Annotated in this window: 20 protein-coding genes; 7 read left to right on the top strand and 13 right to left on the bottom strand. The window is 63.3% G+C overall.

The features are described from left to right. Nucleotides 1–49 precede the first annotated feature (49 nt). Both OKA05_RS29300 and OKA05_RS16050 read right to left on the bottom strand, forming a co-directional pair. Complete coding sequence (locus OKA05_RS29300; RefSeq protein WP_319800657.1) at nucleotides 50–3,499, bottom strand: beta strand repeat-containing protein; 3,450 nt, start codon at nucleotides 3,497–3,499, stop codon at nucleotides 50–52. A gap of 55 nt (nucleotides 3,500–3,554) precedes the next feature. Beyond that, a complete protein-coding gene (locus tag OKA05_RS16050) occupies nucleotides 3,555–6,344 on the bottom strand; it encodes an FAD-dependent oxidoreductase (RefSeq protein WP_264488188.1) in 2,790 nt (929 codons plus the stop codon). Nucleotides 6,345–6,483: 139 nt separating this feature from the next. Here OKA05_RS16050 and OKA05_RS16045 point away from each other — a divergent pair, with 139 nt between their 5' ends. From OKA05_RS16045 to OKA05_RS16035, 3 genes are all read left to right on the top strand, one after another. Beyond that, on the top strand, nucleotides 6,484–8,541 hold the full coding sequence (locus OKA05_RS16045; protein ID WP_264488187.1) for a histidine kinase: 2,058 nt from the start codon (nucleotides 6,484–6,486) through the stop codon (nucleotides 8,539–8,541). Continuing rightward, nucleotides 8,538–9,170, top strand: a complete 633-nt coding sequence (locus OKA05_RS16040; RefSeq protein WP_264488186.1) for a response regulator — start codon at nucleotides 8,538–8,540, stop codon at nucleotides 9,168–9,170. The genes OKA05_RS16045 and OKA05_RS16040 overlap by 4 nt, the downstream gene beginning before the upstream one ends. A gap of 260 nt (nucleotides 9,171–9,430) precedes the next feature. Further along, nucleotides 9,431–10,630, top strand: coding sequence for a sensor histidine kinase (locus OKA05_RS16035; RefSeq protein WP_264488185.1), 1,200 nt, complete (start codon nucleotides 9,431–9,433; stop codon nucleotides 10,628–10,630). Nucleotides 10,631–10,649: 19 nt separating this feature from the next. Here the strand turns inward: OKA05_RS16035 and OKA05_RS16030 are convergent, their stop codons facing one another. From OKA05_RS16030 to OKA05_RS16020, 3 genes are all read right to left on the bottom strand, one after another. Continuing rightward, a complete protein-coding gene (locus tag OKA05_RS16030) occupies nucleotides 10,650–10,970 on the bottom strand; it encodes a hypothetical protein (protein WP_264488184.1) in 321 nt (106 codons plus the stop codon). Between the two features lie 126 nt (nucleotides 10,971–11,096). Beyond that, nucleotides 11,097–11,891, bottom strand: coding sequence for a hypothetical protein (locus OKA05_RS16025; RefSeq protein ID WP_264488183.1), 795 nt, complete (start codon nucleotides 11,889–11,891; stop codon nucleotides 11,097–11,099). Nucleotides 11,892–11,920: 29 nt separating this feature from the next. Further along, nucleotides 11,921–12,775, bottom strand: coding sequence for a DUF1194 domain-containing protein (locus tag OKA05_RS16020; protein ID WP_264488182.1), 855 nt, complete (start codon nucleotides 12,773–12,775; stop codon nucleotides 11,921–11,923). 74 nt (nucleotides 12,776–12,849) lie between these two features. On the opposite strand from OKA05_RS16020, the gene OKA05_RS16015 reads away from it, so the two are divergent. Further along, nucleotides 12,850–13,530 (top strand): hypothetical protein, encoded by a 681-nt coding sequence (locus OKA05_RS16015; protein ID WP_264488181.1) that lies wholly within the window; start codon nucleotides 12,850–12,852, stop codon nucleotides 13,528–13,530. Nucleotides 13,531–13,804: 274 nt separating this feature from the next. Here OKA05_RS16015 and lpxD read toward each other — a convergent pair whose 3' ends face one another. Continuing rightward, complete coding sequence (gene lpxD, locus OKA05_RS16010) at nucleotides 13,805–14,830, bottom strand: UDP-3-O-(3-hydroxymyristoyl)glucosamine N-acyltransferase (RefSeq protein ID WP_264488180.1); 1,026 nt, start codon at nucleotides 14,828–14,830, stop codon at nucleotides 13,805–13,807. 13 nt (nucleotides 14,831–14,843) lie between these two features. Further along, nucleotides 14,844–15,485, bottom strand: coding sequence for an OmpH/Skp family outer membrane protein (locus OKA05_RS16005; protein ID WP_264488179.1), 642 nt, complete (start codon nucleotides 15,483–15,485; stop codon nucleotides 14,844–14,846). A gap of 169 nt (nucleotides 15,486–15,654) precedes the next feature. On the opposite strand from OKA05_RS16005, the gene panC reads away from it, so the two are divergent. After that, a complete protein-coding gene (panC, locus tag OKA05_RS16000) occupies nucleotides 15,655–16,500 on the top strand; it encodes a pantoate--beta-alanine ligase (RefSeq protein ID WP_264488178.1) in 846 nt (281 codons plus the stop codon). 20 nt (nucleotides 16,501–16,520) lie between these two features. Here panC and OKA05_RS15995 read toward each other — a convergent pair whose 3' ends face one another. The 3 genes from OKA05_RS15995 to OKA05_RS15985 form a co-directional block, all read right to left on the bottom strand. Then, nucleotides 16,521–17,393: a hypothetical protein gene (locus OKA05_RS15995; RefSeq protein WP_264488177.1), complete on the bottom strand. Its 873-nt coding sequence runs from the start codon at nucleotides 17,391–17,393 to the stop codon at nucleotides 16,521–16,523. Nucleotides 17,394–17,478: 85 nt separating this feature from the next. Further along, the gene (locus OKA05_RS15990; RefSeq protein WP_264488176.1) at nucleotides 17,479–17,757 is read right to left on the bottom strand and encodes a hypothetical protein; all 279 of its coding nucleotides are present in this window, start codon (nucleotides 17,755–17,757) and stop codon (nucleotides 17,479–17,481) included. Nucleotides 17,758–17,884: 127 nt separating this feature from the next. Next, entirely contained in the window at nucleotides 17,885–20,047 is a 2,163-nt protein-coding gene (locus OKA05_RS15985; RefSeq protein WP_264488175.1) for a CHASE2 domain-containing protein, read from the bottom strand. A gap of 272 nt (nucleotides 20,048–20,319) precedes the next feature. Between OKA05_RS15985 and OKA05_RS15980 the strand changes: the two genes are divergently transcribed. Both OKA05_RS15980 and OKA05_RS15975 read left to right on the top strand, forming a co-directional pair. After that, complete coding sequence (locus OKA05_RS15980; RefSeq protein ID WP_264488174.1) at nucleotides 20,320–21,297, top strand: hypothetical protein; 978 nt, start codon at nucleotides 20,320–20,322, stop codon at nucleotides 21,295–21,297. 31 nt (nucleotides 21,298–21,328) lie between these two features. Further along, nucleotides 21,329–22,159 (top strand): FecR domain-containing protein, encoded by an 831-nt coding sequence (locus tag OKA05_RS15975; RefSeq protein WP_264488173.1) that lies wholly within the window; start codon nucleotides 21,329–21,331, stop codon nucleotides 22,157–22,159. An 89-nt stretch (nucleotides 22,160–22,248) separates the two neighbouring features. Here the strand turns inward: OKA05_RS15975 and OKA05_RS15970 are convergent, their stop codons facing one another. The 3 genes from OKA05_RS15970 to OKA05_RS15960 all read right to left on the bottom strand — a co-directional run bounded on the left by OKA05_RS15970 (nucleotide 22,249) and on the right by OKA05_RS15960 (nucleotide 24,251). Further along, complete coding sequence (locus OKA05_RS15970; RefSeq protein ID WP_264488172.1) at nucleotides 22,249–22,410, bottom strand: hypothetical protein; 162 nt, start codon at nucleotides 22,408–22,410, stop codon at nucleotides 22,249–22,251. A 471-nt stretch (nucleotides 22,411–22,881) separates the two neighbouring features. After that, nucleotides 22,882–23,130, bottom strand: a complete 249-nt coding sequence (locus OKA05_RS15965; protein WP_264488171.1) for a hypothetical protein — start codon at nucleotides 23,128–23,130, stop codon at nucleotides 22,882–22,884. A 182-nt stretch (nucleotides 23,131–23,312) separates the two neighbouring features. Then, nucleotides 23,313–24,251 (bottom strand): hypothetical protein, encoded by a 939-nt coding sequence (locus OKA05_RS15960; protein ID WP_264488170.1) that lies wholly within the window; start codon nucleotides 24,249–24,251, stop codon nucleotides 23,313–23,315. Between the last annotated feature and the right edge of the window lie 346 nt (nucleotides 24,252–24,597).

The raw sequence follows: 24,597 nt of genomic DNA, 5'->3' as shown, positions 1-24,597 counted from the left end.
ATTCCATTGGGAATCCACGAAGGGGCCGGTGAAGCCTGGCAGTCTTAGATCAGGATTGTGGTTCGGTCTTCACCCGGAGGAAGCCTTTGCTGGGAAGACCCTCGGAGGCATCCAGCCGGAAGCGGCGGTATTCATACTCCGCCGGGAGTCCGCCGGGACCGGCGGCGGGCGCGGCTTCACTGACGGCACTGGTCGGGAACACCAGATCGAGAGATCCTTCGATCGTGTATTTCACTCCATCCGAGGTAGCGGACAGCGGTGAACCCGCGAAGACGGGCGAACTACCGCCCTTGCGAACCGCGATGGTGAGAGTCAGTTCCTTTTGCCCGTCCGCGTCGGTGTCTTCGAGTGCGATGGCTCGATAGCCGTTATTCGAGCCGTCGTCAGGGTTACCGTTCAATGCGAACTCTGCGAGGTTGTCGGTGCCATCGCCATCGGGATCCGCATCCTTGCCGACGACATCGGGGTCGGATTGACCGAGGAAGTAAGTATCGATCCAGACTTGGAAGGGTTGCGGGACATACGTCGCGACCGAGAAGACCCCGGTGGACTCAGTGAAGGTCCAGACGACGGCACCATCCACCTGCTCCCAGACTCCGGAATCCAAAGCCGTCTCCGCGAAGGCACCGGCCCCACCGGCCACCGCGAAAGTGGAGTCATAGGTGGCACTAGCCAAGCTGCCCACATTCACCAGCGTCCACGAATTCCCGGGCGTGGCATCGATGTTGGAGAAATTGATCCGGAGCGTGCCGTCAAATTTGAGAGTGCCTGTCCCGCCCACCGAGTTGGTGATGCCGTTTGCCGCGGGATAGAACTGCAGCTCGCCGCTACTGCTGATGACCAGATTCGCGCCGGTATTCACGAGCGTGTTGCCGGTGTGGACACTGTCACCGGTGAGAGTCTGCGGAGCGGTTCCGCCGATCACGAGTTTCACGTCATCCTGAATGCTACCGGGGAAGCTGCTAGACGCCGTGGGACTGAGTGTCAGGGTGGACTGGACGGAGCCGGAATTCTTGATGACGGGAACATGGGTCGTGGCCACCCCGCTGAGACCGGCCACGGTCTGGTTGAATCCGGCGAGATCAAAGGTCGGTGAGCCGCTTGCGCCCGCGGATGGCCCCACGATCAAGTCCACGGCTGTGGGCAGCCGGTTATTGCCGGCAAGCGCGAGGCTGCCGCCATTTGAGTAGATGCGGGTGGGACCGGTCCATGAGCCAATACCTGCGATGGTGATGTTATCGAAGGTGCTGTCGCCCGCGCGGAAATACGGGCTCATTCCGGCCACCGCTTCCGAGATGGCTCCGGCGAGGATGAGGCTGGAACCGTTCTGGACCCCGAGGCGGGTGTTTCCGGCGGTGCCCGCGGTGCCGGACAGGAGGATGTCGCCAGCCCAGGTGTTTTCGCCCGTGTGGGCCTGGAGCGCACCGCGTTGGTTCAGGGAGCCGCTGTAGAAATAGTTGGTGGTGATTTGGCCCGGACCGGAGATGGTGAGCGTCTGGTCGCTGCCGGCGGTGATGCCGCCCGAGATGGCGAAGGTGGCTTCGTTCGCGACGGAGATGTCGCCAGTGGTGCTGTCCTCCGCTTCCTTGACCACCGCTCCGGTATTGATGGCGAGCGCCCCCGAATAGGAGTTGTCGTCATTGGCGAATCTCACGACTCCCGTGCCGGTCTTGGTGACGCCCGTGGTGCCGGTGAGCGCGCCGGGGCCGGTGAAGAGATAGGCGCTGGAGTCGTGGTCGCCGTTGTTCGAGATCGCCACCGAGAAGGGAGCGCGGTCGGCAGTCAGGGTGACGGTATTGATGCCATCCACCGCATCGGCCAGGCCGGGGAATGTCACCACGGCCGGCTCGGAATAGGCGGCCGCATTGGCATTCCAGTTGAGGGAAATGGTGTCCCATTCCCCATCGCCCCTCGACCAACTGAAGATACTGGGCGATCCGCCATTGATCGTGATCTGGATGGACGAGCCGGTATCGACCGGGGGGCCACTGAGCGTCACTCCCGGCGGCAGGCTGCCTATCGTGGGAATGCCGGAACCGGTTTTCGAGGTGTAGGTCAGCAGGGTGATGGTCGTGCTGCTCGGGATACTCGCGCCGCTCAGGTCGATGGCGTAGTTGGCATTCGCATTGAGCGTGCCGATGTCGAGCGCGGGCTGGTTGGCGGGATTGAAGGTGCCCACGTCGAATTCCAGGCCGCCACCGGTATTCAGCGTGACGGTGCCCAAGGCTGACGCGCCGGCACCGGACGAGTTGACCTTGAGGCGGCCGGTGTCATTCACCGTCGTGGCGGTGATGGCATTGTAGGGGGCGGTGATGGCCAGCTTGCCGCCGTTGACGATGGTGGGGCCGGTGTAGGTATTCGCGCCGGTGAGAGTGAGGATGCCGGCTCCTTGCTTCGTGAGTCCCCCGCCGCCGGTGCCGTCCAGCAACGGCTGGGCGATGACCGCATTGCCGTTGTTAGTGATGATCCCGTTGGTATCGATGATCGCGCCGCCGGCTTTCACGTAGGCGAAATCGAGACCCGCCATGAACTGGGTCGCATTGCTGGTGCCGGGCAGCACCTTGAGGGTGCCGCCGTTGAAGTTGAAGGTGGAGGTCACCACGCCCGTGCCGGATTGGGTCCCTTGGAAAACCCGGCCGATGATCAGGGTGCCGCCGTCTAGGTTCAGGGTGGCGGTGCAGTTGGTGCTGTTGTTCGCTGTTGCCGGACCGAAACGCACGGACCCGTCGGTCGTCTGGCTGTTGAGTTCACCGCCCGTCATGTCCAGGATGGCGGTGGAGGTCTGGCCACCGGTGGTGTTGCCGATCACAATGTTTGCAGCAACCGCCGAGCTATTGGCCAACAGGGCGGTGCCTCCCGAAATCTTCAGCCGATGGGTATTGGTGTCAGCCACGGTGGAGCCGACGACGATACTTCTCGCGCATGACAACAAGCCACCGGTTTTGATGTCCAGCGTGGTGCCGTTGCGCATTTCCAAACTGGTGCTGGTGCCACTGTTTTGAAGAACTGCTCCGCCATTAAGGAGACCGGAACCGAGATTCAAAGTCCCGCCACCAAAGAGACCGAGGATTCCCGCGGTGCTGCCTTTACGGATGGTCAGGTTGTCACCGATGGTGGCGGTCTTCCCGGCTGCCACACTGAGGGAGGAGTCGGAGGTCGAGGAACCCATCGTGACGATCTGGGCGGAGGTGGCCAGCAAGGTGAAGCCGGAATTGCTGAGGGTGATTGCCGGCACGGCTTGGCCCGTGGTGATCGCACCGCCCACCGTGACGAGGTGGTTTCCAAGATCGTCCGCCGCCTGGAAGGTCGCCGTGTCTCCTGCGACCCAGGTCGAGTCCGCGGCTCCGGTGTTCCAGTTGGGACCACCGGTGAGCCAGGTCCCGCTGCCGGCGGTGATCGTGGCTCCATCACCCGGGACGATGTCCCAGATCTTGGCGGCCCCGTGGACGCCGGTGGTGAGGGTGAGCAAGGCGAGGAATGGATTGATGCTGGGTTTCATGGGTCTTGGGTTTCTAACGGTTGGAAGGGTTTCCGCTGGCCGGCTTGGAAAGCGGTCAGGGAGCGACATTGAGGCGGAAGAATTTCCGCCCCTCCGCCGGCGGACCTGACGAACGGACCGGGATCTGGATCTTCTGGACCTCGCCCTGGTCTTGGGTGGGGGCGTGCATGGTCAGCCGCGGAGAGGGATTCCACTCCTGGAGATCGTCGGATTCCTCGATGTCATATCCGAGGCCGGCGGCGGCGCGGTGGCGGTCGAACTCGAAGTAGAGAATGTTTCCCTGCGCGAGCAGGGAGGTGCGGGGCCAGCTCTCGGTGCCGCTGAAGAAGCGGAGGAGATTCACGGCACCGCTGCCATCCGGATCGGCCAAAGGGCCGGAGATGGAGGGATCGGCGAGCTCCGCGGAGTTGAAGCGAGCGAAACGCCAGGAGTCGAAGGGTGTATCGCGCACGAGGATCGTGGCCGAATTGTTTCCACCCAGCGAGTAGGATGCGTGGGCGGAAAGCTGGAGCACGAGGGCTTTCTCCCCCATCGGAAGCGTGGAAGAGAGCGCGGCAAGCGGCAGCTTGAACTCGCGCTTGCCGGCAGGGATGGTGACCGAGCCGGTGGGTTGCGGCGTGAAGGCGGATCCCTGGGCGCTGCCCGAAAGCTGGTAGAACACCTGCAGCGGCGCGGCGGCATCGCCCTCACGGGTGAAGACGAGGGTGGCCGGCACCGAACCGCCCCGGATAGCACCGGGAACCGGGCTGTAGATCCGGACAGTAGGCAACTGTCCGATCCGCGTCCACATGGCGGCGTCGGCGATGACGTGGCCATTGACGCCGGTGTTAGAGAGCAGGAGATTTCCTCCTCCTCCCGGAGTGAAGGAGAACACCCCGAGGTCAAACCAGGTGCTGCCGTTCGCCTGCTGGTTCACCGTGGTGTTGGTCACGCCGCCGCCATGGGTGATGGCGATGGGAACATTGGTGGCGCGGTTGGAGTTGGCGTTCCAGCGGAGGGAGACGCGGTAACTTCCTGCCGTGGGGATGACGGGGGTGAAGCGGACGGATTTCTGGCCACGTCCTTCGCCGCCGTCGTGAAGATAGCTGGTGCCGTTGAATCCCGGCACCGAGGAGGAGGCGGTCCAGTTCCCGGTGATGACGGCGCCGGTGGCATCTTCGGAATCGACGATGATGCCATAGGCCTCGGGTTGCAGGCTGAGCACTTGACCATCGGCCCTGAGCACCGCGGCCAGTTTCTCGTAGGGAACCTGTTGCACGGTGGTGCCGTCATTGATCGCCAGCGCGGCGGCGGTGGCCGCGGACTGGCCCATCGTCATGAAGACGGGTTCCATCCGGGCCGATCCGAAGGCCATGTGCGAGGTCGAGAGACACCAAGGGACCAGCAGATTCTCGCACTGACCCACCTTCGGGACCAGCGAGCGGTAGGAGATCGGATAAGGTGCCGGGGGGATTTCGTAAACCCCGCCCTCGTTCTTCACGGAACCGTTGCTGTTGAAGCGCTGCGTGTGATGGGAGTCCATGGCGTAGGCACCCATCCCCACGGAATCCGGGGCAACGACCGAGCCCGCGCAGTTCTTCGTGGTCATCACATAGTCGGAGACCATCCTCCGCGCCTCGCGGACGTAGAGCTGGGGAGGGAAATTGCCGGTATCGGTGAATTCGTCTGCCGCCAGCCCCCAGCCAGGGTAGAGTCCGTTCGCTCCTACTTTCGCCAGCACCCTCGGGTGGTTCTGGATGGTCCACAAAAGGCCCAGTTGCCAATAGATGTGTTCAGCGGCCAGCGCTGCACGCTCCTGATGGTTCAGTGTGGACCAGTCCCAGCCCGGTCCCCAGTTTTTCCCGATGTAGTCGAGGGAGACGCCGGACAGGTTGTTAGAGTCCGTTTTGGCATTCGGCATGCCATCCATCTTCATGAACTGCGTCTGCCCGGCTTCGACGGCACGGAGTACGAGCTCGAAATCCTCGTCCGCGTAGTTCGCGGGTTGCGCCACCATCACGCGATTCGCGGGATTGTTTGTGAGGCACATCCGGTAGCAGTATGCCTGGAGGTTCCCGTCAGCGGTTCCGTTAGCCGCGATGCTCGCCTTGATGCCGGGCAGCAATCCGCTCGCCGGATTTCCCTTCACGTTGTAGGGATCCAAGCCTGCGACCACGTCATTGGTCGCAGGGTTCTGCACCCCGTTGATCGTTTCCCCGTAAACGGAATTCGCCTCTCGGCCGACATAGAAGCTCACCCCGGCCCCGGCCATGACATCGCCTTCGTAACTGGCGTCGATGAACATCTTCCCGGTAAAGACCCGGCCGTCCTCCAGCTTGATCGAAGTGATCCTCTGGCCATTCATCGCCACGCCATCGGTGAGATCGAGAAGACCGGTGAAGATCTGCACCGTGGTCTCGGCGAGCATCTCATCGTAGATCTGCGTCGCCACCTTCGGCTCGAAGATGATGCCAAGCTGCTTCGTATGATCGAAGCCCGCCATGTGCTGGCCAGCCATCGATTTGACCGAGTTCCAGTTCGGCTGGGCGGCGTAGTGGAGATAGACGCGGTGGTAGAACTCCTTGCTGAGGCCGCCGAGAATCGCGGCGTTTTTCAAGTCGGTCCACCCGAGGCCGCTGGTGGTAAGTCCGCCGAGGTAGGCCGTGGGAGAAACCAGCGCGACTCTCTTCCCCATCCTCGCACTCGCCACTGCGGCGGTGATGCCGCCGGAGGTGCCGCCGTACACCACGACATCGAACTCCTCGGGATGGGCGGATACGAACGCGACAGAGAGACCTGCACAAACGAATAGCCGGACAAGGATCCTCCGCGGGGACAAGAGAAGTGAAATGCTGAAACGAGACATGGGTTGGAACTTGCAGCAGTAACCCGAGACTCGGTCCGGACGGAGGACTTGAAATCCCTCTTTTGGGCGAGCGTTGGAGGTTTTTTTCCCTCGCCCCGGGCAAGGGTTTGTCCCGTATAATCAGGAGATCTCTCCAAGCATGAAAATCCCGTGGCTACTGCCGGTGATGCTTTGCTTCGGCCGCCTTTCCTCCGCAGCCGATCTTCCTGCTGCCGAAGTGCGGCCCATCCGGGAAATCCAAACCGCCTCGACGGTCGAGCCCTTCAAGGAATCCCAAGTGAGCGCGGAGGGGGTGGTGACCTGGGTTGATGGCGGCACGGGCCTCGGCTTTTACATCCAGGATCCAAGCGGCGGACTGCTGGTGACACGGGAGCAAGGTCCCGGCCCGAAGATCGCCGAGCGGGTGCGGGTCAGGGGAATGCTGGCACGTGGAGATTTCGCCCCGGTGATCGGGCGCGCGGAATACCAAGGCCTCGGGCCGGCTGCGTTGCCCTATGTGGTGAGAGCGTCCGGCGGAGGCCTGCTCAACGGTTCCTTCAACGGCGAACGCGTGGAAACAGATGGCTGGATCCGCTCGGCGGAGATGACCGATGCCACGACGATGATTGGACTGTTAGATTCCGGGGCGTCGCGGATCAGCTTCCGGATCAGCAACGTGAAAACCCTGAACCCGGAAAAACTCATCGCGGCCAAGGCTTGGGTGCGCGGTGTCGCCAGCCCCGTCCGTTCGCGCGGGACGATCCGGCAACTGGTGGAAGTACAGTTGCTCGTCAACGGCGAGGAGGACTTCCGCTCGGAGCAGCGCGAAACCGCCTCGCCATGGGAACTCCCTACCACCCCGTTGCGCAACGCGTTCCAGTATCACCCGGGGCAAACCCGAGGCGAACGTCTGCATGTGCGGGGAAAGGTCATACACGTGGCCGACGGCGTGGGCTGGCTGCACGACGGCGATGCCGGCTTGGCGATTCGCGGCAAGGAAGCCAGAAACCTGAAGCCCGGAGAGCAAATCCAAGCGGTGGGGTTCCGTGACCTCGAGAGCTTCCTCCCCGTCCTATCGGACGTCGTCATCAGGCCGGACAGCGGACCGGCGATCACGTTGCAGGCGAAAGATATGCCCGCCTGGCAGCTTCAGAACGGGCTTCATCACGCGGATTTCGTTGCGGTGTCGGGGCACTTGTTAGACCGGATCGAAACACCCGCCGCGGGCGGAGGCCGGCATCTGGTGTTGGCCCTCCAGTCGCCGCGAGGGGTTTTCACCGCGGAACTGAACACGACCTCGGATACCAAACCGATCGAGCCCGGTAGCCTGCTACGCGTCGCGGGGATCTGCCTGGTGCAGACGGATGCTGCCGGCGACCCGGTGGGGTTCAAAATGGCGCTCCCGGATCCAGCATCGATCACCGTCCTGGAACCGGCGCCGTACTTCACGGTAAGGCGCATGCTCATCTTGCTGAGCGTGATGCTTGGCGTCCTGCTGCTGGCAGCCCTCGCGGGATTTTTCCTGGCCCGCAGGAACGCCAGCCTGCGAGCCGAAGTGAGGGAGCGCCAGGCGGTCGCATCAGAACGGGGACGGTTGGCTCGCGACCTTCACGACACCTTGGAACAAGGCCTGACCGGCATCCAGCTTCAGATCCACGGCATCGGCCTCTCGCTGAAGGAAGCCCCACCGCAAACGCGCGACCGCCTCGCCGCGATGCGCCAAATGGTTCAGCACTGCCACACCGAAGTTCGCCAGTCCATCTGGGACCTTAGGGCAGAGGCGCTCGAACATTTCGACCTGGGCGAGGCCTTGCACCGCATGGCGCAGTCCCATTTCCTCGGCTCCGGCATCCGCGTGGAGTTCAAGCAACAGCGGGGAGGAGGGCATATCCCCGGCCTGATCGGCGACAACCTGCTGCGGATCGGACAAGAGGCGATGACCAATGTTCTCAAGCATTCGCAGGCGGGTATGATCGGGATCGATCTAACAGTCGCCAGCGGAAGCGTTACCCTCACCATCAGCGATGACGGGCGAGGCCTTGCGGATCGTAGCCCGGAGAACAAGGGCGGGGCACACTTCGGACTCGTCGGCATGGACGAGCGCGCGGAACGCATCGGCGGGAGGCTTAGCATTGGGAACCGTCCCGGCGGAGGCGCTCTCGTCCGCATCGAAGTCCCCCTGCCGACAACCCCTTCCCTTTCTAACAAACCCACATGAAAACCTCCTTCAAGATCCTCGTCGTGGACGATCACTTCGTCGTCCGTGCGGGACTGCGCGACATCCTTCATCATGAGCCTGACCTGCTGGTGGTGGGCGAAGCGTCCAATGGCCACGAAGCCGTCGAAGCCTTCTCGCGGCTCCTGCCGGACGTGACCGTCATGGACCTCCGCATGCCGGTCTGTGGCGGCGTGGAGGCCATCCGGCTGATCCGTGGGAAACATCCAGAGGCGCGCATTCTGGTGCTGAGCAGCTTCGATGGGGACGAAGACATTCACGCCGCCCTTGCCGCCGGGGCGATGGGCTACATGCTCAAGCACAGCTCCGGCGACCAGATCACGCCGGCCGTCCGCGCCTTGTTAAAGGGAAAGCGCTGGATCCCCTCGGAGATTGCCAGCCACCTCGCGTCACGGGAGCGCGGTGAGATCCTCTCCGAACGCGAACGGGAGATCGTTCGCCTGCTGGTCCTTGGTGAGGCGAACAAGCAGATCGGCAGCGCGCTCGGCATCACCGAACTCACGGTGAAGTCGCACATGAAAAACATCCTCGCGAAGCTGCAGGTCCGCGACCGCACGGAGGCTGTCACGGTTGCACTGCGCCGTGGCATCGTGCACCTGCCAGACGTCTGAGCATGGTGACCCTGGTAGGGAACGTCACCATTTGCAGCGGAAATCAAGGCCTCGCCCGGAGGCGAAGAGGGGGTGACGGGCCTTTCCTCAACATCCACAGCTCCCGGCTGATAAATTTCGCGCTGTGGTTCCGCCCCTAACCCATGAGCGGTGCCTCGGGAAGGGTTTGCGGGCGCAGCGCAATGGAGACGCCCGGAAAACCGACCGCATGATTTTTTCCCGGGGTTGCTTTGGATAGCAGCATGCAACACCCTTCCCAAATGGACACGCCGCATCCCGCATCCGAGCGGCTCGCAGATTTCATCCTGACGAACTTGGAGGCCATCGTGTCGGCATGGGAGGAATTCGCCCGCGCCAACTGGCCCACGGACGAAGCCCCCGATCCCGTCGATCTTCGCGACAATGCCGACAACATGCTCCGCGCCGTCGCCGCCGACATGAAGTCGGCGCAATCCCTGGAAGATCAGAAGCAAAAGTCCGAGGGAAACGTTGCCGATCCGGCGCTCGACGGGGCAGCCCTCAAGCACGCCAAGGAGCGACTGGCCGCAGGCTTCGACATCGTCAAGGTGGTGGCGGAATTCCGGGCCTTGCGGGCGTCCGTCATGCGCATGTGGCAGGCTCAGGGGACGCCGCGCGACGCAGAACAGGGAAACGAACTCGTGCGCTTCAACGAAGCGATCGACCACCTGGTGGCCACGTCGGTCGAGACCCACAGCGCGCGAGTTGAGCAGGGGCGGCGCCTGTTCCTCGGAATCATCGGTCACGACCTTCGCCAGCCCTTGAGTTCTGTCCGTTTGCTCGCTTCGGTCCTGGTCCGGAGCGGACCCGGTGCCGACTTCCCGACGATTGCGTCGAAGATCCAGAGTGGCGTGGATGCCATGGACGCGCTGGTTCGGGATCTCCTCGACCTCAGCGGCTCGCAGTTGGGAAAGCCGATGACCATGTATCCCGCCATGGTGGACCTCCGGGAACTGGCGCACGAGATGGTGGCACGGATGGAGACCGTGCGTCCTGACAAGGCATTCACGCTCGCCACGGAAGGAGACCTTTCCGGCCGGTGGGATCCCTACCGCCTGCGGCAACTCCTCTCCAACCTACTGGGCAACGCGGTCAGCCACGGCGACACCGCCGGCGCAGTCCACCTGTCGCTCTGCGCGGAAGGCGACTCGGTCGAGCTGAAGGTCCAGAATGAAGGCCGACCGATCCCGAAGGACCTCCTGAACTTTCTGTTCGAGCCGATGGTCCGGCACATTCAGCCGGGAGCGCCCGAGGAGATCGGCAGCATGGGACTGGGGCTGTACATATGCCGTGAGATCGTCCGGGCCCACCGGGGAACGATCAGCGCGAGTTCCTCGGCGGAAGGAACGACGGTCTTCACCATCGTGCTGCCACGGGCAGGCGCGGCGGAGCCCTACGCTCCCGCGGCACCAGATTCGCGTCCGCTTGAGGAACGCCGGTAACTCCCGGCCGGATTCTGTTCTATTTGGGGAGGAGCTCCCGGTTCGGATCATCCTTGTCCGGATCGAAGCCCTTCGAATACGAGAAGATATCCTTGTGGAGGTATTCGACGAACTTTTCCTTCTCCGCCGTCTTCAGACGGTTCCAGATCGCGATATTGAGCGATCGGGCCATCTTCATCATCATTTTCAGGGTCAGCTTTCGGCCGCTCCGTGCGCGCTGCACCTGCTTGTGCGTGAGCTGCTCGGGGGAAGCCTCGACCAGATCGTGGTTCTCCAGGTGCCAGCGTTCCATGACCGCAACCAGCGGCTGCGTCCCGAATTCTCTCTCGTCTTCGCTCATCGTGCAGGAGTTTGAAATGAAACGTCTCGCTTGGGCAGCCCCAGCATCCCGTCCAGCGGCTGCGTGCCTCGCTCGCGTTCTTCGTTCACGCGCCGGATGTAGCAGGCACGGCGCGGAGGGAAACCGTTATTCGTCCTCCTCGGCCCCGATCAAAGCGGTCGCACGCGTCGAAGTCGAGGAGGCCGGGGGGGCGAGCTTCGGCTTCACCAGCAGCGGCTTGGCGCTAGACGCCGCAGGAACCGGTTCCGGCGCGGCATCATCCATCCCGGTGGTCAGCCTCTGGATCACATCCGGGGAGGTGCGAGCGATCAATTTCGCGCCCAGCGACAAGGATCCGAAGCAGGCGAGCGTGCACACCATGGCAAAGCCGGTGTTCCAGCCGAGCATGACCCAGCGCTTCGGGAGCAAGGCACGAAGCCCGAGGACGCCGGCCACGGCGACGATCCCGCACAGCAGCGCGATCGCGGGCAACCACGCGCCGATGGACTCCGGCAAGAAGCGGCCCATCAGGCGGCCGAGGCTGGCGACCGAGCCCGAGCAGCCGAGCATCAGGATGGCGAGCCAGACGTAGGAAAGGCGGGGCTTGATGAGATTGAGCTGTCCCCCGCGGTTCGAGCGCTGGAGGAGATCCTGCACGGTCTTGATGCCGAGGCAGGTGGTGAGCCGCCGTGCCTCGAAGGACTGCGACTTCGCCCGGCGGAGCCGCCGGTGGGAGGCGACATGCTGCATCCGGATGCGGGCATAGGTGGCCAGGGCATCCTGTTTTCTCCCGCCACTGGACGCCAGCGCCCGTGCCCAGGCGGCGGGTTCCAAGCGATCGCGCAAGATCTCCTGGCCGACCAATTCGGCGATTTCAGGATCGATCTCGGCATCATCCGGGTAGAGCCGTTCAATGCGGCGTGACTGGGCAGCGCTGCTCATAAGGGGAGAGGAGGTTGGAAACAAACCGCTTAGCCGATTCTCCGGCGGCGCAGGCACAGCAGGCCGAGCCCCGAAACCAGTGCGAGCACGGAAGAAGGCTCCGGCACCGCCGTCAGCGATTCAGCGGCCCCTGCATTGACCTGTCCGGACACCTGGGAAGCGAGGAACGCTCCCAGATTGCCATTCACGGCCGAGGTGCTGCTGCTAGCCGCCACACCACCGGCTTCACCGCCAATGACATTGGTCGCGAAGTAGGTGGAAATGCTTCCCGCCTGGTTTCCCACGGCGATCGCATTGATCACGTCCACCCCGGTCGCAAGCGCTTGATTCCGCGCTCCCGGCACCCCGGCGGTGCTGCCACCGGCAGGCGTCGAGGCCGCAACCACTTCCAGAAGCTGGGCGGAGCTTTCGAAGCCATTCCCGGCAGCTCCGGTCTCGGTGCCGAACAACGGGATCGCGGCCAACAGCGCGTCGTCCACCTGGATCGAGCCAGGCGAGGACGGGCGATTGATCGCACGGAGCAGCAGCGAGAAGGTCTGCGCTTCTGCTGCACTGCCGATGCTCATCCAGGGAATGCCGACCACTTGGGTATTGGCATTTCCAAAAAACATCAGCGAGACCGCGATCCGTCCGTACGAGCCGGATTGGATCGCATTCATAACGTCCGAGCTCGTGAAAGCGTCGGCATAGCTGTCCATCAGCGCGTCGAAGTCGCGGTTATTCAGACCGCGCTGGGTGGAGTCCACCAAGAGCAGTAATTCGCTATCGACGGATTCAGCCGCAGCTTGTTGAGGCCACCCAAAGCCCACGACGCCCGCAGTGAGCGCGCCGAGGGTGGATAGCTTCGAACGAAAGCTGCGACCTGGGAGGGTCGCATTTTTCATGGAGGTAAGGGGCAAGCAACGTGGTGAAAGAAACTTAAGCTTGCTAAAACGTCAAGATTTTTTAAAACTTCGGCATGCTTAATCCTTCCGCCGCATCCAAGAGTCCGCTCTCCTCCCGGATCGCCTTGTCGTTTGCGCTGCTGCTGGCAGGCATTTTCGGGCTCGCCGTGGCGATCCTGCTGCCCTCGCCCTCTTTTAAAAAGAATGTGCAACAGCAGCAGCATGCCGTGAACGCGATCGTGCCGGTCAGCCACACGACCACCCTCGAAGGCATGGAGAGCAGCGCGCCGATGGCCGTCTCCACGGAAGAGCTGGTGGAGTTCTGTTCGCAGCACGTCAGCGCGAAGCGTTCCTTTGTCCTCTTCCGCCGCGGCACCTGTGTGGTGGTGGATGAACCCTGCACCGACCCTCTGGCCGATGCCCGCAAGCGGATCGCCGCCTGTGCCGAAGCCGACGCGCCCTTCGTGCCCGAGCCGACCAGCGAGGGGGATCTGATCGTGGCCTTCAAGGAGCCGGTCTTCCACCGATTCACGCGTGAGGAGCTGGTCCTGCTTTCCCCGTGGGTCGATCAAATCGCCCCGGCCCTGCTCAGTCCTGCGGAAAGCGTCGCGGCCGGTGACGACTGGACCCCGCACCAGAATGCCAAGGTCGGCCTGCTGGCCCGCCGCCGCCTCCTGGAAGACGCCAGCCAATTGATACCGGTGAAGATCATTCGCGCCAAGACGAACGCCCACGCCGAGACCGCGGCGCGCTGAGCGTGGTGGTCCGCACGCTCCGCGTGCGGTCGAAGCAGCTCTCACAGCCCCTCGGAGATCCCCGGCAGATTCGTAGCGGAATGGCTGCGCCATTCCGGCTGGGCGCGGTGCCGAGATCAATCGCCGCTTTGATTCGCGTTGCGGCCCCTACCCCGCCGGAACGACGCAGTCGTCCCGCTACTGGGAACGCGGAATTCATTCCGCCCGAATGGCACTTCGCCCGACTGTCCAGGCGGAATAATTCCGCGCTCCCAGTGGGCCGTGGCGTTCGGTCTCAGTCCTTCTTCTTCTCCAACGCCTTCACCCGGTCCACCAGCTTCGGCAACTGGCGGATCATGGCACGGGAGCGCTGCTCCTCCATGTAGGGCCGCGCGGGATGGCCGCTGTAGGTCTTGCCGCCTTCGAGATCGGTCGTCGCCCCGGCACGTCCTGCAAGGACCGCCTTGTCATCGATCTTCACATGGCCGCCGACGCCGGCTTGGGCTGCCACCACGACGTAATCGCCGAGCCGAGAGCTGCCTGCCAGGCCGCACTGCGACACGAGCAGGCAATGACTACCGAGCTGCACGTTGTGGGCGACCTGAACGAGATTGTCGATCTTGCTCCCCTGCCCGATCACGGTGCGGCCGAACCGCGCGCGGTCGATGGCGGTATTCGCGCCGATCTCCACGTCGTCCTGCACCTCGACGATGCCGACCTGATCGACCTTCACATGGCGGCCATCGACAACTTCGTAGCCGTAGCCATCCGAGCCGATCACGCAGCCGGGCTGGAGAATCACCCGGTCGCCAATCAGGCAACGCTCGCGGATGGTGACATTGGCGTAAAAGAGGCAATCGCGGCCGACCTTCACCTGCTCGCCGACCACCGTATTCGGCCCGATCTCGCTGCCGTCGCCGATCTCGGCTCCGGCCATGACCACCGCGCCAGCGTGGACACGGACCTTGGTGGGGTCGAGCTTTGCCGACTCATCGACGATCGCCCGCGGGTGAATGCCGGGCGTGAAAACCCGCGCCGTGGCCGCGACGAAATGCTTCACCGCCAGCCCGAAGGCGAAGGACGGATTGTCGGCGGCGATCAGGGCGCTCGTTTCCGGGCCTTCGGTCACGCCGCGCGGCACGATCACCGCGCCTGCCCGGGTTGCCAGATACTGGGCCCGGTACTTCTCGTTGCCGAGGAACGACAGCTCGGAGCCGCCGGCTTCATCGAGCGCGGCGATGCCTTCGATCAAAAGATCAGGCCCGCCACGGACGATGTCACCATCGACGAGGCGGGCCAGTTCGGAGAGGGTCAGGGGCACGGGAAACGCGGAATCACTCCTCGCCGACCGGCTTCCCGGGCTCAAGCGTCGGGGCTTCTTCGGAAGGCGTGCTTTCGGCCGGGGCGTCCTTGTTGAGTTCCTTCAGCAGCACCGCGGTGATGTCGGTGGCGTCCTTGGTGTAGAGGAAGAAAGGAACCTGGGAGGTGCTGAGGCCGGACTTGTCGAAAACGTAGTCGTAGTCCTCGGCCTTGGCCTTCTCTTCCACCAGCTTGCGGATTTCCTCGAGGATGCCCTTCATGCGCTGGACCATCTTCTCGTTGAGCGACTGGTTGCGGCGCTGGAGGAACTCGCGGCGCTCACGGTCGAGCGCGATGCCTTCCTGCTGCTTGACGTTCCACTCGGTGAAGACGGACTCCTTCTTGGACTGGGCGATGGTCGGGTCCTCCAGTTGCTTGCGCATGTTCTGGAGCTGGGTGTCCAGCTCGCGGATGGTCGCGAGGCGGTCGTTGTTGTCCTTCTGGATCCGCGCGCGCTCCACGTTGATCTCCTTCTGCGCCTCGTTGGTGCGGTGATACTCCTTGAAAAGCTGCTGCATATCGACAGTCGCGATCTTCAGCTTGCCTTCCTGGGCCACGGCGGTCCCGCAGAGGGCGACGGCGGCGATGAGGGCAGAAATCCGGCGGATGATGGTCATGAAATGAATGGGGTTCCCCTTGGGATGAGGCGGAGGCTGCACCGATTTTCCGGCAGCGTCAACGCCCCATGCGGGGAACAAAAGCGGGCTGATGGGGGATGTTGGATCGCAGATGGAAGACGCCAGATGGGAGATTGCGGGCGGTCGGCGGGCCCGCCACCTTCCGGCCATGCGTCTGGCCGCCACAACTGAAGAACTGCGCCGCGAAATCGCCTCCCTGCCCCGCCCGCTGGTGCTGGTGCCGACTATGGGCGCGCTCCACGAGGGCCACCTCGCGCTGGTCCGCCGCGCCCGCGAGGCCGCCGGTGCGGAGGGCACCGTGGCGATGTCGATCTTCGTCAATCCCATCCAATTTGACCGCCCCGGCGACCTCGCCGCCTACCCGCAGCCGCTGGCGGAGGATCTGGAGAAGTGCGAGGCCGGGGGCGTGGATCTGGTCTTCACCCCGGGCGCGGGCAGCATGTATTTCCCCGACCGCTCGATCACGGTGACGGAGTCGCTGCTTTCCCAACACCTTTGCGGGGCGACCCGGCCGGGGCACTTCGACGGCGTCTGCACGGTGGTGCTGAAGCTCTTCAATCTCTTCCAGCCCGACGCCGCCGTCTTCGGAGAAAAGGACGTCCAACAGCTCGCCATCCTCCGCCGGATGGTCCGCGACCTCGACGTGCCGGTGGAGATCATCGGCTACCCCACGGTGCGCGAGCCCGATGGCCTCGCCATGTCATCGCGCAATGTCCGCCTCGCCCCCGAGCACCGCGCCGATGCCCCGCGCATCCGCCGGGCGCTCGATGGCGCGCGCTCGCTGCTCCAATTCGGCGAACGCGCCGCCGCCCCCTTCCTCGCCGCCGCCCGCAAGCACCTCGAGGACTCCCCTTTCCTGCGGATCGATTACCTCGAACTCGTGGATGCCGAAACGCTGCAACCCGTCGGCCAGATCAAGCGCCCCGCCGTGCTCGCCACCGCCGTCTTCTATGGCGACGTGCGTTTGATCGACCACGTGACGCTGCTGCCGTGAGCCATCGGAAGGCTTGCCCCTCAGATCCGCGCCTTCCCGCGCCGGAGCCACAGCACCACCGCGGCAGCGATCGCGAGAACTGCGGTTAGAAGGCCCAGTGCCGTGGGCCATTTCACGAAATTCGTCCGCTCATTCACCGCCTTGGGATTGGCAGACTCATGGGCAGGCTCTCCAGAAGGGCCCTTCCGTTCCGTCGCCGTGGCGGAATCGGTGATCGGATCCCGATTTGGAAGACTAGCCCCGGTTTCTTCTTTCAGGGGAATGTGTTGATTCAAAACATCAAGCTGCTTCGAAACCGAATAAGCAACGAATGGCCGCGTCTCGATGACCCATTCCAGAAGTTCGCGGTCCGACACGTCTCCCTGCGAAGCGATCAACATGGATGATGCCGAAGCGAGGGTATCGTTCATCGTCATGCTTCTTTTGCGCAGGACTTGTCTCGAGTAGTCCAAGTAAAGTTTCAGATCCAGGCCTTCGATCTTCGGGACATGGAGGAGAATAAGTAATTCATACCTAGTCTCGGGATTCTCCCTCATCACCTCCAGAAACATCGGAGTGACCAAGTTTCCCCGTTTTTTCAAATCCGCCAATGCCGCCTGCATGTGCGCTTCAGAGGGATGAATGACGAGGCCCGCGACTGTGCCAAAGAGATCGAGATACGCCCTCTTCAATTGCGGATCATTGACATCCAGACGTGCGAAATCCTCCTCGCTCCAGCCTTTGAATTCATCGAGCTGCTTCCTTTTCAATTCTCCTTCCAGAGGCCGGAAGGGCAGCGACTGGTCTTCCTGCGCTTGCAGAACGAAAACGCCCGCAAGCCAAAGGAAGCCCAGCGTCAACCAAGTCACACTCACTCCCAACGACAGCTTCCGGGCTCCGTGCGCTTTTTTCATTTCCACTTCTCCCGAACGCCGCTGGAGTCGCTCTTCTTTGGCGAATCGGAGGGCAGTGCATCCCGTTCCGCAATGGTTGATGGGCTTACCAGCTTTGGCTGAAGCCACTGAGGAAGCCAAGGATGCCGAGGGCGATGCCGGCAAAGGGCATGAGGAGGGCGATGATGGCGGGGGCGCGATTGCCGGTGAACCACGCGACGGCGACGAGGGCGACGTTGAGGACTGCGCCAGTGCCGATGAGGGCGGAGGTGAGACTGTTCGAGCCTGAGAGCATGAACGGCGGTATGTGGAGGGGGACCAGGAAAAAGGAGGCAAGGGCGAGTTGCCGGGCGCGTCTGTCGGTGGGCTTCGAGGTTTGAGTCATGGTTTCAAGTCGCGGACTTATCTAGTCTGCCTTGAAACGGGGTGAGTGGTGTATCGATAGAACGAGGGCGAGTATCGATTAGGTCGATGCCTTCCAGCACCATTCGGGATTGCCCCGGTAATCTTCGCTACTTCTCACTCATCGTGTAGGAACCATCCCAATCCGGCTCCGGTGGCTCGGCCGCGAAATGCTCGCAGCGGCCGAGATACATCCGGCACAGCGCATCCTCCCCGCCGATGGCGTCGGCCACGGCTTGGAACATCCCGGCCGCCTCGGCAAACCGTCGCTCCCGGTAGAGGGTGACCGCTTGCTCGTAGTTATCGAGCCACGGCGGCACGGGGGAAGAAGCATCGCCCAGCGGGGTATACACCTCGATGGGCACGCCCTTGCCCTTGAACCTCACGCGGTCCACCCGCCGGTAGTGGAAGCGCCCGCGGGTCACACTTTCCACCGTCTCGCCGACGAGGATGCGGCAGCCGAAGTGCTTGGTGGCCGTTTCCAAGCGGGCGGCGGTGTTGATGCCGTCCCCCACCGCCGCGAAGCGCAACCGCATCGGGTGCCCCAGGCTGCCGACGACCACATCCCCCTGATTGATGCCGATGCCGATCTCAAACTGGCGGCGACCGGGGACGCTGGCCCAGCGCCGGTTGAGATCCACGAGCGCCGTCTCCATGAGCAGGGCGGTCCGGACGCCGTGAAAAGCACTCTCCTCGCGCGACAGCGTCCGGGTGTCACCCCAGACGGCCATGATGGCGTCGCCGATGTAGTCCTGCAGCGTCCCGCCCTCTGCCAAGACTCCCTCGACCATCGCGAAGAAGTATTCATTGAGCTGGGCGACCAGTTCTTCCGGGTCCGACTCCTCGGTCATGGTGGTGAACCCGCGGATGTCCGAAAAGAGCGTCGCCACGTATCGTCGCTGGCCTTTCAGCGCGGCGGAGAAGGCGTCGCTTTCCGCAACAACCAGTTCCACCACGTTTTTCGCGACATAGCGGTCGAGGATGGAACGCACCCTCACCCGGTCGCGACGTTCGAGGAAGAAGTCCCAGCCCAGGCAAGCGACCCCGCCCGACGCCAGTGCGACCAAGGGGCCGACCGTGGGGATGAAGAGCCCCGCCTGGCCATACGCAAGAATCGCCGCACCCACCCAGCCCGCGCAGGTGGCAACCAGCAGTCCCAGCCGCAGCAGCGGCCCGCGGGCCCAGTAGCACAGCATCAGCGCCACGACACCGCCTGCCCCGATGAACCACAGGCTGGCCAGGCGGGAGGTGCTGCGGAGGTATTCCCCTTGGAGCCCGGCATTGATGGCATTGAGATGCAGCTCCGGCCCCCCCATGAACCCCATCGGGGTGAGTACCTCATCCTTCGCCGAGTTCCCCTCCGCGCCGAGGACCACGATCTTGCCGCGAAAGAAATCACCCTGGCGAAATTCATCGGGCGAGTTCCATCTCCGCTCGTCGAAGAGGTCGCACACCGAGATCGGCCGGAAGGTCTTCATGGGGCCGGCGAGTCGGATCCGTCGCCGCGGGTCGCCGGCCACGGCATCGGCGCGGCCGCTTTTCTTCAATGCCTTGGCGGCAAGGGAATCGAGCACCTCTTCATCGGGCGCGGGCAAGTGACCGTCCACTTCCGCCCGGGTGGTGCGGGAGACCCCGTGGCGGATGACCGAGTCCGTGTCCGGCCAAAAGTTGACGAACGCGACCCGGTCGTCGAGCGGTGCGGTGCGATCGATGAGCGACGCCGAAGGAAGCTCCAGCGTGTCGGTTCCGCCCTTCTCACGTTCCCCGCTTCCGAAATTGCACCCGATCACGACCCGGTCGCGATACCGATCGAGCGCCGCCCGGAACTCCTCATCGCCTTCCCTCTCTGACGGAAACAGCACATCGATCACCACGACTTTCGCCCCGGCGTCCATCAGGCGTTCCAAAATCTTCACATGGACGGCACGTGGCCACGGCCATTCCTGCTGCATCATCTGGAGGGCCGGTGACGCGGCAATATCCTCCTCGCGAAAGTGGTCGAGGCGAACCGACGCCGTATCCATCGCCAGAAACACCAGCTCCGGATCCACCTTCGCGCGCCGGCCGACGGATCGTTGCAGGAAATCCTCGGCGGCGAGTTGCGACTCCATCAACGGCTTGGACGGCATCAACGGCGTGTCCTTCCTTAAGTTCACGTATTCCAGCAGATGCACCACGGCCACCGCCGCCGCGCAGAAGCCGCAGATCGCGATCAGGGGCTTGCGGGAAAGGCGTTTGAACCGGGAGATCCGGGCGGAAGTTCCAGTGGCCAACGCTTTCGGTTCCCCGCCCGTAGGTCGCATGCGGGCCATTCTAGCCATCCGCAGAGATCCGGCAATCTCCGACGGATTTCTTAACAAATACCGCTCCAACCGGCGGAAATACGAGATCGCCGTCGGAACATCTGTCGATCCACAGCCGCATGTGCACGAAATCGCAGCGGATATAAATGTCTCGGCATAGGGGGGCCCATTTTCCTAAGCTGTCAACATTCGCACTCCTTCTGTAGCGGAAGACTGTCGCCAACCCTTCAATTTCTCGCCGAATGAAAATGACCCTCCCGTCTTTCCGGTCGCCCACCAGCCGTCTCGCCGTGCTGGCATGGGCCGGCTGCCTGGCGATGCCCTGCCACGCCCAATCCGCCGCCCTCATCGACCAAGCCCGCATGCGCTCCGCGCTGCTGGACGTGCAGCCGGGAATGCTGGACGAGGATAAAGATGGCGATGGCGTGCCCGACAACGTCGAAGGCGAGGCGGTCGCGACCCCGGGCGATCTGGACCTCGGCGTGCAACTCATTATGAAGGAGCAAGAGCGAGCCCATCTGCTGCGCCTCTTCGCCACCTCCCAAGTCTACTTCACGGACAACGTCCGGCTGACGAATTTCAATCCGGAATCCGACGCCTACCTCTTCACCGAAGTCGGCGCGCGCTACGAAGGCAAGCTAACCGAGCAGTGGAACGTCGAGGCGACCGTGCGGCAGGCCTTCTTCCGCTACGACGACTTTTCCAATCTGGACTTCGAGAGCCTCAATGCCGGCGCGGGGATCAGCTACCGGCTGCCGCAGGACCCGTCTCTCATGTTCTTCTCCCGCTACAACTGCGAGCGCCTGACCGCTGACGATCTCGACGACCAGTTTTTCCTGAACCAGACCGTGAGCCTCGGCCTGCAAAAATCGTGGGTCACCCCGGCATCGAGCCTCTACTACCTCGGCTACGCCAGCAGCTTCGGCTTCGCCGATCCATCGGCGGCGGAGCGCGATGAGCACGGCCTGTATGGCGGTGCCCGCTGGCAACTGACCGAGTGCCTCCACGCCGACCTCTACTCGCGGTTCGCGTTCTTCGACTACGACTCCGGCCAGCACGATTGGAACTACATGATCGTGCCATCGCTGACGTATCGCTTCAACGAGTGGTGCGAACTCAACGCCTCGCTCAGCTTCGTCCTGAATCGCTCGAACCGCGACCTTTTCGACTACGATGCCCTCTCTGCAGGCGGCGGACTCGGGCTCAAGGTGCAGTTCTAACAAATCCCCATCCCTCTCCCGAGAATTCGCCATGAAAGCACGACTTTCCTTCGCCGCGACCACCGCGATCACCCTGCTTGCGCTGACCGGTCCGCTGCTCGCCTCCCCGCTGAGCGAGGCGCAGATCACCTACATCGTCAAAGACGTCCGCACCGTCGATCCCCAGAAGGCCCCGCGTCCGGCCAAGCTGCGGGAAAAGCTCAATACCGAGCAGTCCGTGCGGACCGGCATCGCCTCGCGCACCGAGCTGTTGTTCAACGACAACACGCTGACCCGCATCGGGGCGAACTCGCACTTCTCCTTCACCGAAGGCACCCGCAACATGGAGCTGAAGAATGGCGTGATCCTGCTCCAGGTGCCGAAGGGTGCCGGTGGCGCGGAAATCCGCACCGCCGCCGTGACCGCCGCCGTGACCGGCACGACGATCATGTTGGAGGCGAGCCCCGGCTTCACCAAGCTCATCGTCCTGGAAGGCAGCGCCTGGATCACGCCCCATGGCGACAAGCGGAAGCGCAAGACGAACGTCAAGGCCGGCCAGGAGGTGATCCTGCCGAATGAGGCGCAGAAGGCCCCCGCCCCGGTGGTGATCAATCTCGACGTGCTGGTGAAAACCTCGAAGCTGGCGAGTGGCAAGTGGGGCGTGGCTCTCGACAAGGTCCTGATCGACCAGGCCATCGCGCAACAATCGCGGAAAGGTTTCGTGCCCACCAATCTCGCGATCGTCGGTCCCGGCAGCAACGTGGTCCAGCTCCCTGAAGCTGGCCGCCTGCCACCGCCGCCGATCGTCCGCACCAATCCGAATGGCCAACCCCCGGGCAACCCGACCGACAACCCCGGTAACCCCGGTACTGGTGGGCCGTGACAGGCGGGCTCGGAGGCGAGCTGGCCTCGGCAGCTCTTGGGCGGCTGTGTAAACATCGCCCTTTTGCATCCTGCACTCGGACGGTGCAATTAATCCCCCTCGAGCAGCGCGGGGACCATCGGGACGACTCCCGATTGAAGGTCGCCATGGTAGGTGCTGCGGGCCGCGGCGTAGGCCCATGCGATGAGGATTCCGGTGCTCACGATCATGGCAACGAGGGTGGGGTCAGGGCGGTGGGTTGGGCGATTCATCCCCACGGCTTTCGCAGGTGGCGTGCCGACGGTTTCTCCGAGCCCAGCCCGACCCGGATGGATGGTCATCCAATGCCAAGCCCGCCTCGGAGGCACGTAGTCCCGCCTTCAGGCCAATGCCTTTAAGGATTGGAAAAAGCATGACCGCGGATTACGCGGATAGCACTGATAATAAGAGATATGGAAAATGGCAGGCCAGATACCTCCAAGCTCCCGGCATCGCTCTCGTTGCCATTTTATCCATCCGTGCTATCCGCGCAATCCGCGGTAAATTAGTCCAACCTGATCCTGGGTTCCCTCTCCTAGGGTCTAATCCTTAAAGGCATTGGCCTTCAGGCGAACTGCCCTGTCCGGTCAAAGCCCGGACGACGTGCAACTTGGTTCTGGCATCCCGATGGATCCCGCCTTCATTTTCGCTCTTTTCGCCAATTTCGTTGTTCCATCCACAACCTCCGGGCGCAGTGCGGACCGCTACGACAGCTCGCTCAATTCCGAGAACGGAATGAGGAACGTGTGGGGCAAACCGAGACCGCAGGCCTGGAAGACGTTCCGGAACGCATGGCGTGCCGCGCGCAAGTCCTCGTAGCGCGACCGGCATAGCCAGAAGGACGGCACCTCGCGGACGCGGGAAAAACCGGCAATCTGGAGTTCAGCGTTCAAGCGGCCGCGCTGCTCTCCTGTTAGCTCCGGCGGAATGTCGAAAAGGGCTGCGATGTTCATGGTGACTTTTCAGAAGGTGGCAAACCCGCGACCGTGCGCCCGGGCTCACCCACTGCAACCAAGCGAGGCATCGCGGGATTGCAACCGGAAGCCAAGGCGGAGGCAAATTGCCCGGCCGCCATGCGTTTTCACCTGTTAGGCGAACGAGGCGGTTTGGCAAGGGCCGGTCTGTGTCAGCCTTCTCACTTGGCCTCGCGGGGCGGCAAATTCGCGCTTCTCGGCGGAATCTCCAGGATCCTAACAGGGACCTCCGGGAGATCCTTCGCCAGCGGATGCTCCTTCATCAGTTGGGTGAGCCGGTCCGGGTTCGGCGCGCGCAGATGCGGCTGGATCTGCCGTGCGATCGCATCCCAATCCGCCGTCATGTCGCGGCTCTCCGCCGCGGGCGGGAGGCCTGCCGACATGCCAATCGTCACCTCGACGCTCGCAGCATCCGCAGCCTCCACCAGTGCGTGGCTCTTGGCATGCTCCAGCAAGGGCGCGAAGGCCACGGTCCCCTTCGGGAAGATCGCGACATCTCCGCGGGTTGCCCCGTAGGTCACGGTGCCCGAGCCATCATGCCGGACCATGAGCAGCCACTCCGAGCCGGGCCGGCGGAAGGTGATCCGCAGGGGCTTCGGGATCTTGGGTGGCGACTCCCTCATCTTCACGGGAACCTCCGGAAGATCCTTCGCCATCGGATTCCTTTTTATCAGATAGTTGAGACGCTCCGGATTACTCGCCCGCAGATGAGGCTGGATCTGCCGGCATAGCGCGTCCCAATCTGCGGCCATGGCCAGCGGCTTTGCCGCAACCGAGGTGTCCCACGGAGTTCTAAGAGCTACTCTGACGCACTCTGGATCCTCGTGATCCACGATCTTCCGGGTCCTGGCGGCTTCCAGCAAGGCCGCGAAGTCCACCGTTCCCTTGGGAAACGATGCCACATCTCCGCCGGAAGAACCGTACACCACACCGCCCGCCCCACCCTGACCGACGCTGATACACCATCCCGTGTCGAAGCGCCTGAGCCAGATCGTGCTGATCGGCAGCGCCGCCGGCTCGGCCTGCGCGGGCAAATCCGCGGCAAGCAAGAGCCCGAAGAACAAAGACGCCAGCAGGCGGACCATGGATGACGTGTTCATCAATTTCGAGATTCAGCGTGCTTCGGCGGGATTCGAAGGACCCATGAACCCGCATTCCATGAGAATGCCGCCGCGGCGTGAAGTTGTCTGTTGGGGATGGCAAGCGCTCAAGACCGCTGGCCAACCGGCTGCACCTAGAAAATGCAGGTCCCGTGCCCTATCATCGGCCGCTCGTTTCCATTCATTCACGATCGCCGCCATGAAGACCCTGTGCCGAATCAAACCGCCAACGCGCGGCCTGCGTTCTCAGCGCCAACGGCGCGGCATTCCTTAGAGGCTGTCTGAAAAATGCTCAGGCCGCGATTCTGGTGAGCATGCGCTTGGTCATGGAGAGATAGATTAGCGC

This window comes from Luteolibacter arcticus (assembly GCF_025950235.1).
In the GTDB taxonomy this organism is placed as follows: domain Bacteria; phylum Verrucomicrobiota; class Verrucomicrobiia; order Verrucomicrobiales; family Akkermansiaceae; genus Haloferula; species Haloferula arctica.
The sequence above is the reverse complement of the archived record's forward strand: the minus strand, read 5'-3'. Positions and strand labels throughout refer to the sequence as shown.

Excerpts from the sequence above, each read along its gene's own strand:
- OKA05_RS29300 (WP_319800657.1), bottom strand. The coding sequence starts at position 3,499 with ATGAAACCCAGCATCAATCCATTCCTCGCCTTGCTCACCCTCACCACC.
- OKA05_RS16050 (WP_264488188.1), bottom strand. The coding sequence starts at position 6,344 with ATGTCTCGTTTCAGCATTTCACTTCTCTTGTCCCCGCGGAGGATCCTT.
- OKA05_RS16045 (WP_264488187.1), top strand. The coding sequence starts at position 6,484 with ATGAAAATCCCGTGGCTACTGCCGGTGATGCTTTGCTTCGGCCGCCTT.
- OKA05_RS16040 (WP_264488186.1), top strand. The coding sequence starts at position 8,538 with ATGAAAACCTCCTTCAAGATCCTCGTCGTGGACGATCACTTCGTCGTC.
- OKA05_RS16035 (WP_264488185.1), top strand. The coding sequence starts at position 9,431 with ATGGACACGCCGCATCCCGCATCCGAGCGGCTCGCAGATTTCATCCTG.
- OKA05_RS16030 (WP_264488184.1), bottom strand. The coding sequence starts at position 10,970 with ATGAGCGAAGACGAGAGAGAATTCGGGACGCAGCCGCTGGTTGCGGTC.
- OKA05_RS16025 (WP_264488183.1), bottom strand. The coding sequence starts at position 11,891 with ATGAGCAGCGCTGCCCAGTCACGCCGCATTGAACGGCTCTACCCGGAT.
- OKA05_RS16020 (WP_264488182.1), bottom strand. The coding sequence starts at position 12,775 with ATGAAAAATGCGACCCTCCCAGGTCGCAGCTTTCGTTCGAAGCTATCC.
- OKA05_RS16015 (WP_264488181.1), top strand. The coding sequence starts at position 12,850 with ATGCTTAATCCTTCCGCCGCATCCAAGAGTCCGCTCTCCTCCCGGATC.
- OKA05_RS16005 (WP_264488179.1), bottom strand. The coding sequence starts at position 15,485 with ATGACCATCATCCGCCGGATTTCTGCCCTCATCGCCGCCGTCGCCCTC.
- panC (WP_264488178.1), top strand. The coding sequence starts at position 15,655 with ATGCGTCTGGCCGCCACAACTGAAGAACTGCGCCGCGAAATCGCCTCC.
- OKA05_RS15995 (WP_264488177.1), bottom strand. The coding sequence starts at position 17,393 with ATGAAAAAAGCGCACGGAGCCCGGAAGCTGTCGTTGGGAGTGAGTGTG.
- OKA05_RS15990 (WP_264488176.1), bottom strand. The coding sequence starts at position 17,757 with ATGACTCAAACCTCGAAGCCCACCGACAGACGCGCCCGGCAACTCGCC.
- OKA05_RS15980 (WP_264488174.1), top strand. The coding sequence starts at position 20,320 with ATGAAAATGACCCTCCCGTCTTTCCGGTCGCCCACCAGCCGTCTCGCC.
- OKA05_RS15975 (WP_264488173.1), top strand. The coding sequence starts at position 21,329 with ATGAAAGCACGACTTTCCTTCGCCGCGACCACCGCGATCACCCTGCTT.
- OKA05_RS15970 (WP_264488172.1), bottom strand. The coding sequence starts at position 22,410 with ATGAATCGCCCAACCCACCGCCCTGACCCCACCCTCGTTGCCATGATC.
- OKA05_RS15965 (WP_264488171.1), bottom strand. The coding sequence starts at position 23,130 with ATGAACATCGCAGCCCTTTTCGACATTCCGCCGGAGCTAACAGGAGAG.
- OKA05_RS15960 (WP_264488170.1), bottom strand. The coding sequence starts at position 24,251 with ATGAACACGTCATCCATGGTCCGCCTGCTGGCGTCTTTGTTCTTCGGG.